The organism is Infirmifilum lucidum (assembly GCF_014876775.1).
GTDB classification, from domain to species: Archaea; Thermoproteota; Thermoprotei; order Thermofilales; family Thermofilaceae; genus Thermofilum; species Thermofilum lucidum.
This window is the reverse complement of the sequence record NZ_CP062310.1, coordinates 904,991-917,678: the sequence shown is the minus strand read 5'-3', so window position 1 is coordinate 917,678 and position 12,688 is coordinate 904,991. Positions and strand designations below refer to the sequence as shown.

Here is a 12,688-nt window from a genome sequence, read left to right as displayed (position 1 = left end):
GGGAAAAATTGACGGCAGAAAAGTAAAGCCTTAATATGCTAGTTTTCATAACCGGCATATGACTGGTGAAGAAGCTGTTATTCCCGGCGACAAACTGGGAGTAGAAGAAGAGTATCTCGCGGGTGGCGGAGTATACGTAGACTCCGACGGGTACTTGAAGTCTAAGCTCCTCGGTCTAGTCAATATTGATCAAGTTCATCATATAATAGATGTTAAGCCTTATAAGGAGAGTAAGCTACCTCTGAGGCAGGGAGATACAGTCTACGCTGTAGTTGACTTGATAAGGGATCCCGTGGCATATCTCAAGATTTTCTACATCGAGAGCAGGAACGTCGAGGTTTTTCCACCGGTATCGGGAATATTGACCATTTCGAACGTCTCCACGAGTAGGGTGAAGACTCTCTACGCCGTGATAGGGTATGGAGACATACTCAGAGCCTTCATCATAGAGCCGGGAGGGCCTCCCTATCTCCTCTCTATAAAAGGCAGAGAGTACGGAGTCGTCACGGCTAGGTGCCCTAAATGCCTCACGCCGCTACGGCTTAAAGGCATGCATCTCGTTTGTCCAGCGTGTAAGACTAAGGCAAAAAGGAAAATTAGCATAAAGTACGTGTTAAGAGGCTAGTGCACGTGAAGGGCCGCGTCCTCACTCTGGTTTTCTCATCTCCCGAGGAGGCAGTCCACTTTCTCAAAACACTCGAAAAACTCTTGCCTGGCAAAAGCTTCCTTGGTGAACTGAAGGCAAATAAAGTAAAAATTTTCATACCAGAATCAGAGAACTCCGAGAAAACAATGCATAAAATCAAGCAACTGTACAATCAACAGCGCCAGCCGTATTCCTACGGCGTCATGAAAAACTACGATATATCCTCTATTTTTTCCATGGCAAAGCTGGAGGTACCAGTACCGGTGACCCTTTTGGTTGAAGCATTGAAAATACAGGGTCGCAAAGCAATTATTAAAGGAGATATACTGTACACTGATGCTACACTGAATGAAATAATTAAAGTTGTAGAGAGGCTCTCGGTGATATACAAGGAAGTTCTAAGCCTCGAGACAACAGCTCAGGCCCGGCGCCTAATATCCCTGTATTCTTTCGTCAACAACAAGCCCGTAGACTCAGCTGTGGAAGAACTTTCCAAGCTAGGTATATTAACAGAGAGCTCTGGGAAACTCACGCTAAAAGTGAACTATGATGTAGCTTTGAAGGCCTTATTTGGCTCTTCGTTAGAGGATGCTACTTAGCCCCCTGTCCAGTAGCCTGTAGCGAAGTCTATCGCTAAACTTCCTCCTGTAACCCTTTACAGATACAAACCTCAGCGTCTTACCAGACGGCTTTACTACCAGCATACTAGAATACTCAAGACTCAAAGTAACATGTCCATCCACGACGAGCATTGATGGCCACGTCATAACTTGTATCTCTATAGGGGTATTATAGGTTATTAGAGGCCGTATTAAGGGCGACAGCGCCCCGACAAATACGACTTCCAGGACAGGGATACCCAGTGCAGTGACGACAGGAGCTCCGTACGACAGCGCATGTCCCGTGCTACCCGCCGGCGTTGAAACAATTACGCCGTCAGCTCTCAAATGGTAGAGCTTCTCTCCGCCTACTGCCACCTCAAGTTCTATAAGCTTTCCCGTGTGCGCCCACACGGCAACCTCGTTGAGAAAAACTGCTCTGAGCTCTTTGCTTTCGAACTCGCCCAGTTGAACGTCCTCCAATTCGTAGTTCCCGTTGAAAAGCTGCGTGAAGACGCTCTCATAGTCTGCGACGTTGTGTAACAAGAGGTAGCCTACGCTATTGGTGGTAAAACCAACAATGGGGGGTAGCCTACCACCGCTCTTCTGAACTGTTCTGAGGAGTGTCCCATCGCCGCCAATTATTACAGCGAAGTCGGCTTTGTAAGCCTCGCTCTCTGACATGCTTTCTAGTCGGAGGAAGTGCCCGAGAATAGGGTCGACGAGCACTTCGACTCCGTTTTCCGTTAGGTATGACACGATCTTCCTAACCCATGTTAATAGCTCGGAGTCCGCACTTCGCGAACGTAGCCAAATCTTCATCGTACCATGTCTTCTAATGCTTTGAGGACTTTAAAAAATATTTATTTGGTTCCGCGACTGATCCTCTTGATATATTCACTGAGGGGTTCGCGGATCACAATACCCTTACCTGAGACTATGTCAAATATATACTTGCTGGGCTTTACTGGTGCCCACCTAGCCTTCCTGATATACATTACGCGTTCAACGTTCCCGTATATCTCCTCAATCCCTAGCACAATTATCCCGGAGGCCAGGAACTCTTCCACCCCAAACCTGCTTAGCTTTGTGCTCCCAGTCGGTATCTCACTCGTCATTATGGTTGTCAACTCTCCTGTCTTCTCAATAGCGAATACCATTTCCCTGAGAAACTCCCTGGCGTAGAGCACATCCTCCTCTCTACCGCCATAGACTAACGGTGCTATCGGGTCAATAACAAGCCTCTTAGCACTAATTCGCTTGGCAGCGTTCAGTATCTGCTCTATAATGTAGCGTGGCTCAATGTGTTTCCTTTCCTCTCGCATGTATATTTTGCTAAAGTGTGTCCTCATGTCCAGGAACATGAGCTTCCTCGAGGATACTAAGTCGCCGAGATCCCACCCGAAGAGCTTAAGCCCCCTAAGTAACTGATTCGTAGGCTCGTCTATGGCGATATATAGGCCTGGTTCTCCCCTAAGAGCGCCGTGAATTAGAAACTGTATTGAGAATATCGTCTTTCCACAGCCCGCTTCACCCGCAACAAGGTATGTTTTACCCCTTAGGAAGCCTCCCGCAAGTATCTCGTCCAGTCCGGGCACACCAGTAGGAGCGAGCAAATCAAGCCTCTGCGTCATCAAACCGTGTGAGGAGAGAGAAACGTCTTCAGCATACATTGCAGGGTCGTAGTATGGCTCTCCCTCTGCGCTCTGCTGAGGAGGAGCCTGGGGGTATACGGGTTGAGCCACGGGAGTTCCTGCCACAGCCTGTTGTGGAGCATGCTGTGTAACTGTGTTCGGGACGGGGGCTTGGTAGGCTATAGGCTCGCCAAACCTGCATGGAGGGTTGTAGGGGTCTTGCACTGCAGTCTTTAATTTAAGGCAGTATGATCTTGAAGCTATGTAGAGTGGGCAGTTCAAACATGTACCAGGCTTTCGTACACTGCTAGCCACAGCAGATCACGTGTTCTAGATTTTAGAAACCCATAATATATATGTGTGTTTTTTAAAAATACCATGAAATATCCAAAATCATTGATAAAAGGCGTAAGAATGTGTTAACCGCCGCTCTGAAAGACGCCAGCGATGAACTGTAAACGCATATCCTTAGAGTCTCCTTTCCGAGCTCTATATCTACTTTGGATCTATACCTCTTACCCCCGCTTCTTTCAGGATATAGTGCCTTAAACAGGATATTAAGCTCCTCGGGATCGCCTAGAACCTCAATACAGCTGCTATACAAGCTGGCCACCCACTCTTGAAAAGCTTCTCACCAAGAGCTTTGGCCCTATTTCTCCCCCCTCTTCTAGAAACTTTATTACCCCAATAAAGCCCTTCTGCCTGACGGGCTCGAGTACTACTACCCGCTTGAACGTGGAGAACGCCTTCAAACCCTCTAAGGTGTAAGCACCAAGGTATATTGTATTCAGAGCCAGAGCAAGCACTTCGGCAAGCTCCTCCTCGGTATTGATTGATGCTACAGGAGGCTTAACCTCGGGTTTGGGAGGCCTCCGCTTCAGGCCTGAAAACACGACCCCCCTGAGCCTAAGCGATAACACGAGCCTACCCTCCTCACCCTCAGCTGTACTGACAAACGACACAAGTCCAGGATTACCGTGCAAACCACGGCCAACAATAATAACCCTCTCTGCCTTCCACGATTTTGCAAGCTCGATAACCTCTGCAAAGCTCATCCTCCCTCTATTCACCCTCTTCGCAAAACCTAGGCTCCAAGCAATCTCCCGCGCAAGCCTGCGTACAGGAGGAGTCGCATGCCTGCATGTAGTTACCAAGATGTCAACGCCGCCACTCACCTCTACGACCCCTCAGCTACACAGGCACGCTCTCCCTAGAAAAATTTATCAGACGACGCGTGAGGTAGTATGCAGGGGCCCGTGGCGCAGTCCGGAAGCGCGGCGGCCTTCTAAGCCGTAGGTCCCGGGTTCAAATCCCGGCGGGCCCGTAATTTCCTGTACCTGTAATAAGGATTGGTAGTTCTTAGTAATCCTTGTAATCCTTCCTCAGGGAACGGGGCCTACAAGCCACGTAGGTTAAAACTCTTTCCCTTTTTCTTCCGGCTCACAGGTTGTAATGAGCTGGAATCGACTTCCTCAAGTCTGTACAGTTCTGCATCAACAATAACATTGTTTATTTTGAAATAAACAATATTTTATTTAAGTATAACTCTGTTACTATTACATATAACAATGTTTTGTTGAAGTATAACAAAAAACTTTATAATTCGCACCAAATTATTAGTGCAGAACTGCACGCGTATGCCGCCAGCAGAGAGCACCTCGAGCTTAAGACGGTGTACCGTCTGCAGCGATGAAAAGGTGTGATAACTGGCGGGTACAGCGTGCAGTTTTAAGCTCAACAATCATGGTGGGGTGGCGACGCGTGGGTGGCTTACCCGTATCAGCTAAGTATGTGATTAAGGCAAGAATGACTGTTTCAGGTGTAGTCGAGAAGCACGACATTATAGGAGCTATCTTCGGGCAGAGTGAAGGTTTGCTTGGCAGGGAACTTGACCTCAGAGAGTTGCAGAGAGTTGGGCGGATCGGAAGGATAGAGGTAAATACACAAGAACAAGACGGCAAACTAGTTGCAGAGATAGAAGTACCGTCTAACCTAGATATGGCTGAGACAGCTATAATTGCCGCTACTATCGAGAGCATAGATAAGGTCGGCCCTTACAGTGCTGTTACTGAGATTATTGGTATTGAAGATGTAAGGGCTGAGAAAAGACGCAAGATTATCGAGCGGGCAGTCGAGCTGTATAAGCGACTAGCAAGTACAGTACCGGAGTCTAAAGAACTTGTAGAAGAGTTACTCGAGAGGGTAAGAACCGCTGAAATCACAGAGTGGAGTGAAGAAAAGCTCCCGGCTGGCCCAGACGTCGATACCTCTGATACAATAATTCTCGTGGAGGGCAGGGCTGATGTCTTAAACTTACTGAAGCATGGCTACAGGAACGTCATAGCAATAGGTGGAGCAACAGTCCCTGCTAGTCTTAGGGAACTTTGCAGGAAGAAAAAGGAGGTTATTCTCTTTGTTGACGGCGATAGAGGCGGCGAGCTCATTGCACGTAATGTGCTAAACGCCTTGGACATAGACTTTGTTGCAAGAGCTCCTCCAGGCAGGGAGGTCGAAGAGCTTACAGGGAAAGAGGTCGCACGCGCTCTGCAGAACAAAGTGCCTGTACAGGAGTTCCTCGAGAGTATAGAGAGGGAGAGGAGGCAGCAGAGGGAAGTTAAGGCAGAAGTTGTAATACCACCTTCGAAGCTTATTAAGGCATCAAAGAGCAACCCGCCGATAGCAAAGGAAGTATATGTGCCACAGGAAGTTGTAAATACTATAGAGCAGTTAAAGGGTACGCTTGAAGCCGTAGTCTACGACGGCAGCTGGAAGGAGATAATACGCGTACCAGTAAAAGAAGTCGTGGATAAACTAAAGGAACTCGACGGTGCCTCACACGTAGTCCTAGATGGCATCATCACACAGAGACTTGTAGACACAGCGTTCTCTAAAGGTGTGAAAACTCTCATCGGGGTTAGAGTAGGGGAGATAATTAGAAAGCCGGAAGACCTCGTGATAACGACCTTCCAGTTTGTCAAGCCTCTTCCCACACAGAGTGATGAGGACTCTAATCAGGGCTCATCATAGGTGCATTTCATCACCAATCAGCTCAGGTCAGTAAAATCATTGCTAACTCTATGTACCCTTCGCCCAGAAAAACCTTACGGATCCCTAGCGCAAACAATATATTGCAACCCTGTTTGTGGCTCTAGGGTGTATTACTATGCCGAAGATTGTTTACTGCAGTTTCTGCAAGAGGCCTATCAAGCCCGGAGAAGGTGTAATGTACGTGCGCGTTGACGGGACTATAGAGCGGTACTGTTCCTCGAAGTGTTTTAAAAGCGCTGTAAAGCTTCACAGAAACCCGCGCAAGACTAAGTGGGTTGTGAAAAGCACATAGATTGTTTCTTGTGTTTTTACTAATTTGAGATGTGATAGATGATGGCGTATTCGGAGGAGACGTACATCCGTGCTCCTATTGTTGTTGTATTAGGGCACGTCGACGCTGGTAAGACCACTCTCCTAGACAAGATTAGAGGTACCGCTGTTGCTAAACGCGAACCCGGGACGATGACCCAACATATAGGCGCATCGTTCCTACCCTGGAAGGCGCTCGAGGAAATCTCGGGTCCCCTCCTTGAACGGATACGCGTCGAAATAAAAATTCCTGGTTTTCTCGTAATTGATACCCCAGGACACGAGGCTTTTTCTAACCTTCGCAGCCGCGGCGGGAGTATTGCAGATATAGCTATACTGGTTGTAGACGTCCAGAAAGGCTTAGAACCCCAGACCTTTGAGTCGATAGAGATTCTCAGAAGCAAGAGGGTGCCGTTTGTCGTCGCAGTGAACAAGATCGACAAGATTCCGGGGTGGAGGAGTAACCCGAACAGGCCATTTATAGAGTCTATAAAGTCGCAAGACGAGGCTGTAGCTTTAAAGCTAGAAGAATTGCTCTCATATATCATTGAGCAATTCAAGTCTATAGGATTCCGAGCGGACAGATACGATAGGATAAAGGATTTCACGAAGATAGTTGCACTAGTACCCGTAAGCGCCTTAACGGGCGAGGGGCTACCCGACCTCTTGCTAGTCCTGGCGGGTCTATCTCAACGCTTCCTGATAAAAAGGCTTGTAGCAAGAGTCGCCCCGGCTCGCGGCGTCGTGCTAGAGTTAAAAGAGGAAATCGGACTGGGAACAACAGCCACAGTGATAGTCTATGACGGTGTTTTAAGGAAGGGCGACTTAACTGTAGTGGGAGGGCTTGAGAAGCCAGTAGTCACTCGCATAAGACTCCTACTTATGCCAAAGCCACTTGACGAAATGCGCTCTCCAGAGGATCGTTTCCTGGAAGTCGAGAGGGTATACGCCGCGGCTGGAGTCAAGATAGTTGCAGACGGCCTTGAAGCCAGCGTCCCAGGCGCTCCTTTAGTAGTTTTGTCACGAGAAGAGGAATTGAATAAAATTCTCAGAGATGTCCAGGAAGAAATCCAGACTACGCGTTTCCAGAGGGATATTGCAGGTGTTATTGTTAAGGCGGATACACTAGGTACTCTCGAGGCGCTGATAGGCTACTTGAAGAAGAACAATGTGCCTGTTCGGCTTGCAGACGTGGGCCCCGTAGTGAAGAGGGATATAGTAGAGGCTGCCTTCGTAAAGAGCCTTGACCCGCCACTGGCCGCCGTCCTGGCATTCAACGTAAAAGTTTTGCCAGAGTCACGGGAAGAAGCCGCACAGAAAGGAATACCCATCTTCGCTGAGCGTATAATATACAGGCTTGTAGAAAACTACTTAAAGTGGTATAGTGAGCAGAGGGAGCTCGAGAAGAAGAAGATTTTCGAAAAAATCACACCCCCAGTAGTAGTCCAGATACTCCCGGGTTACGTGTTTAGGAGAAGGAACCCAATAATAGTAGGGGTGCGCGTTGTAGCGGGCAGGCTCAGGCCCGGTGTTAGGCTAGTAACGAGAGACGGAAGAGAGGTCGGCGATGTAATGCAGATAAGAGAACATGACAGAGTTCTAGAGGTTGCCGAGGAGGGTTCAGAGGTAGCGATCTCGATTAGAAGCAAAGCAATTGTTGGAAGACAGGTTGACGAAGGTGACTACCTCTATTCAGACGTCCCCCTAGACGAAATCAACCTTCTGCTCGAGAAATACTCCAACGACATGACTGAGAATGAAAAAGAGTACCTACGGAGACTCCTTAAGTTCAAACTAAAACTTGCCAGCGAGATAGAGTTCCCATAGAAATGTCAGTTCATGAATGGTTCGTCATCGCTTGGCACTCGGCAAATTCATCATCCATAACTCTAGACAACTATCTAGGTTAAATCATTTGTCTATCGGAGGGCCCTCGAATCTCCGAGCTTTACTCCAAAGGAACTATTACCGCGCGGTCAGTATTCGAGTTTTTTAAAAAGTTCAGTGGTACTCCTGGTCTTCATGCCGTTCCGATAGGCCTTTTCATCATCGATATTCTACTTATAATATCAGGGTTGATATTGTTTTTCCTTAAAACTAAGAGCTTAGGTAGAAGTCGAGGGGGCCTGGTTCTCCCAGCTCTGGCTGTTCCTCGTCAACTTCTCCTTCTTCTCTCGACGATAGCTGTTTTTTAATCGACTTTGCGAGCATTTTCCCTATTCCCGGAACCCGTGAGAGCTCTTCTTCCTTTGCCACCGCTAAATCTATCAGCGACTTGTAACCAAAGTTGAAGAGATTCCTGGCTCTTACACGTCCTATTCCCTTCAGTGAGACAAGCTCTAAGAGCTCTTCCTTAACCCCGTGCTCAATCCTCTTGCTTAGCACTCCAAGATTGACTGCATGGACATCATATCCCGAGAGCTTGGCTATTTCCGATAGGGCGAACGCAATCCACTGAGCTGTAAGCGTGAGAGAGTATATATCTCCCGGTCCAACATCATACCTCTCCACAATGACATCCTCCGGAACCTCGTTTATCCAGTCTTCTAGGAGGAGAGCTGTCTTGAATACCTGGAGAAAGAACTCGTACTCTATATCGTCCTCGGGAGGCTCAAAGCCCAGTTCTTCCTTCATTACCTTTAATTTCTCCTCTAACCACTCCTCGTCGCCACGCCTAACATGAACTGTCTGAGCATCCGGCGTAGCGGATATCATATACAGGTACGCCAGAGTGCTGGCCTTCTCGCGTGACTTGAAGAAGTTGAGGCCTTGAGTCGCTGTCTCCGGATCTATGTACAGCTCAGCTACTCTCACGCCAAGCTGTGTTGGTAGGAGTTTCTCTCCCTCCACTTCTAGGAAACCGGAGCTTACAAGTTTCTCGAGTATAGATCTTGCCCTTTCGATCACGAAGAAATAGTCCTTGTTCTGGTGTAAGTAAAAGGTGCTCGTGAGGAATCTCCCAAGAGTTGAGTAGCTCCTAACATTCTCGGATGTTGCAATAATGGATAGTATGTGAGAGCGGAGGACAGGTTCCGAGGCCAGTTGCGATTGTAACTTCTCGGGTCTTGCGTTTATGTACTCGTTGAGGAGGAACTCTAGCTCTTGTAATGAGCGGGCTATGAGTACTGCCTCGCCCTCTTTATCATAGCGAGGCCTACCTGCCCTCCCCGCCATCTGTTTGTACTCCATAACAGGTATTTTCTCATAATATCCTAGCTCAACGTTGAATCTCCTGTAGTCGGTTATCACCACACGCCTGGCCGGGAGGTTCACACCGGCAGCAAGGGTTGGAGTTGCAATGACTGCTTTGATCAAGTGTTCTCTGAAAAGCTTTTCAACTGCACTCCTGGCCTCAAGGCCTAAGCCGGCGTGGTGGAAGGCCACGCCTTTTGAGAGTAGCTCTAGGAGCTCAAGGGTAACTTTATCTGTATACACCGACTTTAGCCTGCTTACGTGTTCTCTAATGACTCTGAACTCCTGCGGTTTAAGGAACTTGACCGTTATCGCTGAGAGCTTCTTCGCGTCGCTCACGGCTGACCTGCGTGTTGGGCTGAATACTAGTATCTGGCCTTCATTCTCAAGCGTGTCGTACGCCAAATCGTATAGAGGCGTGCCGTGGTCGTCTAGGGTTGTCGACGAGCCGTCACTGTAGAATATTTCACCATTGTAGTACACGCCCTCTTTGAGGGGGACAGGCCTCCAGTCTACTCTGACAGGTTTTGCTTGTAACCACTCCGCGAGCTCCTCGAGGTTTCCAATAGTAGCGCTTAACCCAAGTAACTGTGGTCTTCTCGGCATAAGCTTTGTCCTTGTGAGAAAAACTTCGAGCGTCGCCCCGCGCTTATCAGAACCTATGAGGTGTATCTCGTCTACTACTAGAAGTGTTATTTTGTCAAACCACCTGGCTTTGTGCCGCAGGAGGCTGTCGGCTTTCTCATTAGTCGTCACGATGACATCATACTTCTCGAGCCACGGGTCGTCGCTGTCAAAGTCTCCAGTGCTTATCGCCGTCCTATAGCCAAATACACCAAAAAAACTGCTGAATTCCTCGAATTTTTCAGATGCAAGAGCCCGCAGTGGAGCCATGTAAAGCGCCTTGCCCCCGGCTATTAGTGTCTTGAGCATGGCTAGCTCCGCTACAAGGGTTTTTCCTGATGCTGTTGGCGCCGACAGGACGATGTCGCGGCCGTCCAACACTCCACTCTTTATAGCCTCCACTTGAGTGGGGTAAAGCTGGTTTATCCCAAGTTTCTTACTTAGAGTCTCCACGAAGCTCCGGGGAAAGTACTTTAACAATACGTCTAATCCAGCGGCGTTCATCGCGACCCGCAGACCTAAATCCTAGACATTTAACGGGCTTAAAGGTTAACCGGTTTAATGCATCCTTTCCTGGGCTCCATTAGCTCCCCGTTCTCGGTGAATTTTTCAACGATTTCTCTGACAAATCTCTCCTCGATTCCCTTATCGACCGCATTCCTTACTACGTCGTCTATGCTTACACACTCTCCATTGTTCTCTTTAACGAGGAATTTGATGATGTCGAGAACAGCTATTATCTTTTCACGCTGCGACTTGGGCTGGCCAGTCATTATTGTGTCTATGTCAATCGTCTTAGTTGTAGTGTCTATGCCCACGTTCCTCAAGAAGTATTCCATAAGCTCTATTGCGATCTCTGCATCCTCACTGGTAACGATTGTCCTAAAATGGAGCTTGGCCCTAGCCTCTGCGAGTCTTATCAACGCCTCCAATTGTCTTGGAGTTATGGCAATGGGGGAGCTTGGATCCTCACTTTTAGCCCTCATTGCAACATAATAGTCAACAATTCTCTTCTTTGCCTCGGCTGAAAGCTTCGGTCTGATATTTCTCCTAGCATAAGCTATGTACTTCTTCAGTAGGTCAGGCGGGATAATCTTGTTGAGAAGGTCGGGGTACGTCTCTCCGTGGAAATCTACGACGTATTGTGCGAGTTCTCTATCTCTCTCACGGTCTGGAACGTCTTTTATCACAAATATAAGGTCGAACCTCGATAAAATAGTAACCGGCAAGTCAATGTTCTCAGAAATGTTTCGACCCGTCAAGTAGCGCCCGAAAACAGGATTCGCCGCAGCCAGGATTGATGCCCTAGCATTGAGTGTAGCTACAATACCCGCTTTGGCTATGCTTACAGTCTGTTGCTCCATGGCTTCGTGAATGCTAACTCTGTCTCTAGCCTCCATCTTGTCAAACTCGTCTATGCATGCCACACCACCGTCCGCTAGAACCAGAGCTCCTGCCTCGAGGTAAAATTCTCCGGAATTCTTCTCCCGTACTACTGCAGCCGTTAGACCTGCGGCAGACGCACCTTTACCCGACGTATATATTCCCCTGGGCGCCAAGCTAGCAACGTACCTGAGCAGTTGACTCTTGGCAGTTCCAGGGTCACCTATGAGCAGGATGTGTATGTCTCCCCTAACTCTTATTCCATCCGGGTATATCTTCGGAACACCGCCGAAAAGCAGTAGAGCTATAGCCCTCTTTATCTCCCTGTAGCCGTATATTGACGGGGCTATAGAGTTCAGTATAAGTTCTTCAACGTCGCCACGCCTGGACAGCTCAAGGATTTTCTTCTCGTCCTCCGGGGTTATCTCGATGTCAAGACTTTCTTTTGTTGCGACCTCAATGTAGTTTGCCTCGATATACGGGTGAAAAATCGGGGGAGTATTTTTCGAAAGTTTCTTGTCTTCTTCAACTTTTATGAATCCGGTCACTGTAGCCCTGTCTCCTGGGCGTATGATGTCGGCAAGGTCTTCCCTTACTATTACCTCAATTGACCTCGGCAGTTGCCCTGGGGGTAGCTCTTCGGGTTTCTCCTGCAAGACAAACTTCTGAATGTCGACGAACTTGCTCTTCTCTACTTCTAGGATAAAACCTTGGGACTTCCTACCCTCCTCCTCGCATCTCGGGCAGACCGTCGGCTTAGTAAAGCCTTCAGGCTCCTGTCTAACCGTAATTTCAAAGCCACAAGTCCTGCACTTGAAAATCCCCTCTACTAACTCCTGCTTTACCGGGGAGATTTTCGTAACTATACCCTCCACGGCTAGAAGCTTCCCCAGATGCCTGGCCCTTATATCCCTTATCTTAACGTGGAGGCTCTCAGGTAGCCCCCTTACCCTCACGTGGAAGTCTTTTACTTTCTGAGCATACTCGGGGTTCTCGATACTCATGACTTCATAAACAGCTCTCGAGGCGGCCTCAAGGAACACTGTAGGCGACTCTATTAAAGCATCGGCCAATGTTTTGTCGTAGCTTAGGATGTCCTCGAAGTCCACGACTAATGAGATACTGTTCTCAGCGCTCATTCTCCTTACCAACTCTCTATACTTTTCGCGGCCATCACTGCTGTGGAAGTCTTTGAGGAACTCGGTTATCCTCTCAACAAGTGGGATGCTCTGGACAACAACCTGGACACCCAT

11 protein-coding genes and 1 tRNA gene are annotated in these 12,688 nt (G+C 48.3%); 6 read left to right on the top strand and 6 right to left on the bottom strand.

Annotated elements, in window-relative coordinates:
• Positions 1 to 58: 58 nt before the first annotated feature.
• On the top strand, positions 59 to 625 hold the full coding sequence (locus tag IG193_RS05110) for an exosome complex RNA-binding protein Csl4 (RefSeq protein WP_192818136.1): 567 nt from the start codon (positions 59 to 61) through the stop codon (positions 623 to 625).
• 5 nt (positions 626 to 630) lie between these two features.
• The gene (locus tag IG193_RS05105; protein ID WP_192818135.1) at positions 631 to 1,245 is read left to right on the top strand and encodes a DUF2067 family protein; all 615 of its coding nucleotides are present in this window, start codon (positions 631 to 633) and stop codon (positions 1,243 to 1,245) included.
• Here the strand turns inward: IG193_RS05105 and IG193_RS05100 are convergent.
• The 4 genes from IG193_RS05100 to IG193_RS05085 are packed head-to-tail and all read right to left on the bottom strand — an operon-like array spanning position 1,228 to position 4,054.
• Complete coding sequence (locus IG193_RS05100; RefSeq protein ID WP_192818134.1) at positions 1,228 to 2,067, bottom strand: NAD(+)/NADH kinase; 840 nt, start codon at positions 2,065 to 2,067, stop codon at positions 1,228 to 1,230. The two genes, IG193_RS05105 and IG193_RS05100, sit on opposite strands and share 18 nt — an antisense overlap.
• 41 nt (positions 2,068 to 2,108) lie before the next feature.
• Positions 2,109 to 3,194: an ATPase domain-containing protein gene (locus IG193_RS05095; protein WP_225876048.1), complete on the bottom strand. Its 1,086-nt coding sequence runs from the start codon at positions 3,192 to 3,194 to the stop codon at positions 2,109 to 2,111.
• A gap of 52 nt (positions 3,195 to 3,246) precedes the next feature.
• Entirely contained in the window at positions 3,247 to 3,492 is a 246-nt protein-coding gene (locus IG193_RS09275) for a KEOPS complex subunit Pcc1 (RefSeq protein ID WP_225876047.1), read from the bottom strand.
• Positions 3,476 to 4,054: a hypothetical protein gene (locus IG193_RS05085; protein ID WP_192818132.1), complete on the bottom strand. Its 579-nt coding sequence runs from the start codon at positions 4,052 to 4,054 to the stop codon at positions 3,476 to 3,478. The genes IG193_RS09275 and IG193_RS05085 overlap by 17 nt, the downstream gene beginning before the upstream one ends.
• A gap of 75 nt (positions 4,055 to 4,129) precedes the next feature.
• On the opposite strand from IG193_RS05085, the gene IG193_RS05080 reads away from it, so the two are divergent.
• The 4 genes from IG193_RS05080 to infB all read left to right on the top strand — a co-directional run bounded on the left by IG193_RS05080 (position 4,130) and on the right by infB (position 8,063).
• A tRNA-Arg gene (locus IG193_RS05080) sits at positions 4,130 to 4,203 on the top strand.
• 437 nt (positions 4,204 to 4,640) lie between these two features.
• On the top strand, positions 4,641 to 5,906 hold the full coding sequence (dnaG, locus tag IG193_RS05075; RefSeq protein ID WP_192818131.1) for a DNA primase DnaG: 1,266 nt from the start codon (positions 4,641 to 4,643) through the stop codon (positions 5,904 to 5,906).
• A gap of 136 nt (positions 5,907 to 6,042) precedes the next feature.
• Positions 6,043 to 6,219 (top strand): 50S ribosomal protein L24e, encoded by a 177-nt coding sequence (locus tag IG193_RS05070; protein ID WP_192818130.1) that lies wholly within the window; start codon positions 6,043 to 6,045, stop codon positions 6,217 to 6,219.
• Between the two features lie 38 nt (positions 6,220 to 6,257).
• Positions 6,258 to 8,063, top strand: a complete 1,806-nt coding sequence (infB, locus tag IG193_RS05065) for a translation initiation factor IF-2 (RefSeq protein WP_225876046.1) — start codon at positions 6,258 to 6,260, stop codon at positions 8,061 to 8,063.
• A 270-nt stretch (positions 8,064 to 8,333) separates the two neighbouring features.
• Here the strand turns inward: infB and IG193_RS05060 are convergent, their stop codons facing one another.
• Both IG193_RS05060 and mcm read right to left on the bottom strand, forming a co-directional pair.
• Positions 8,334 to 10,556 carry a DEAD/DEAH box helicase gene (locus tag IG193_RS05060; RefSeq protein ID WP_192818129.1) on the bottom strand — a complete coding sequence of 741 codons (2,223 nt, stop codon included), beginning with the start codon at positions 10,554 to 10,556 and terminating at the stop codon, positions 8,334 to 8,336.
• A gap of 38 nt (positions 10,557 to 10,594) precedes the next feature.
• Positions 10,595 to 12,688 carry a minichromosome maintenance protein MCM gene (gene mcm / locus IG193_RS05055; protein ID WP_192818128.1) on the bottom strand — a complete coding sequence of 698 codons (2,094 nt, stop codon included), beginning with the start codon at positions 12,686 to 12,688 and terminating at the stop codon, positions 10,595 to 10,597.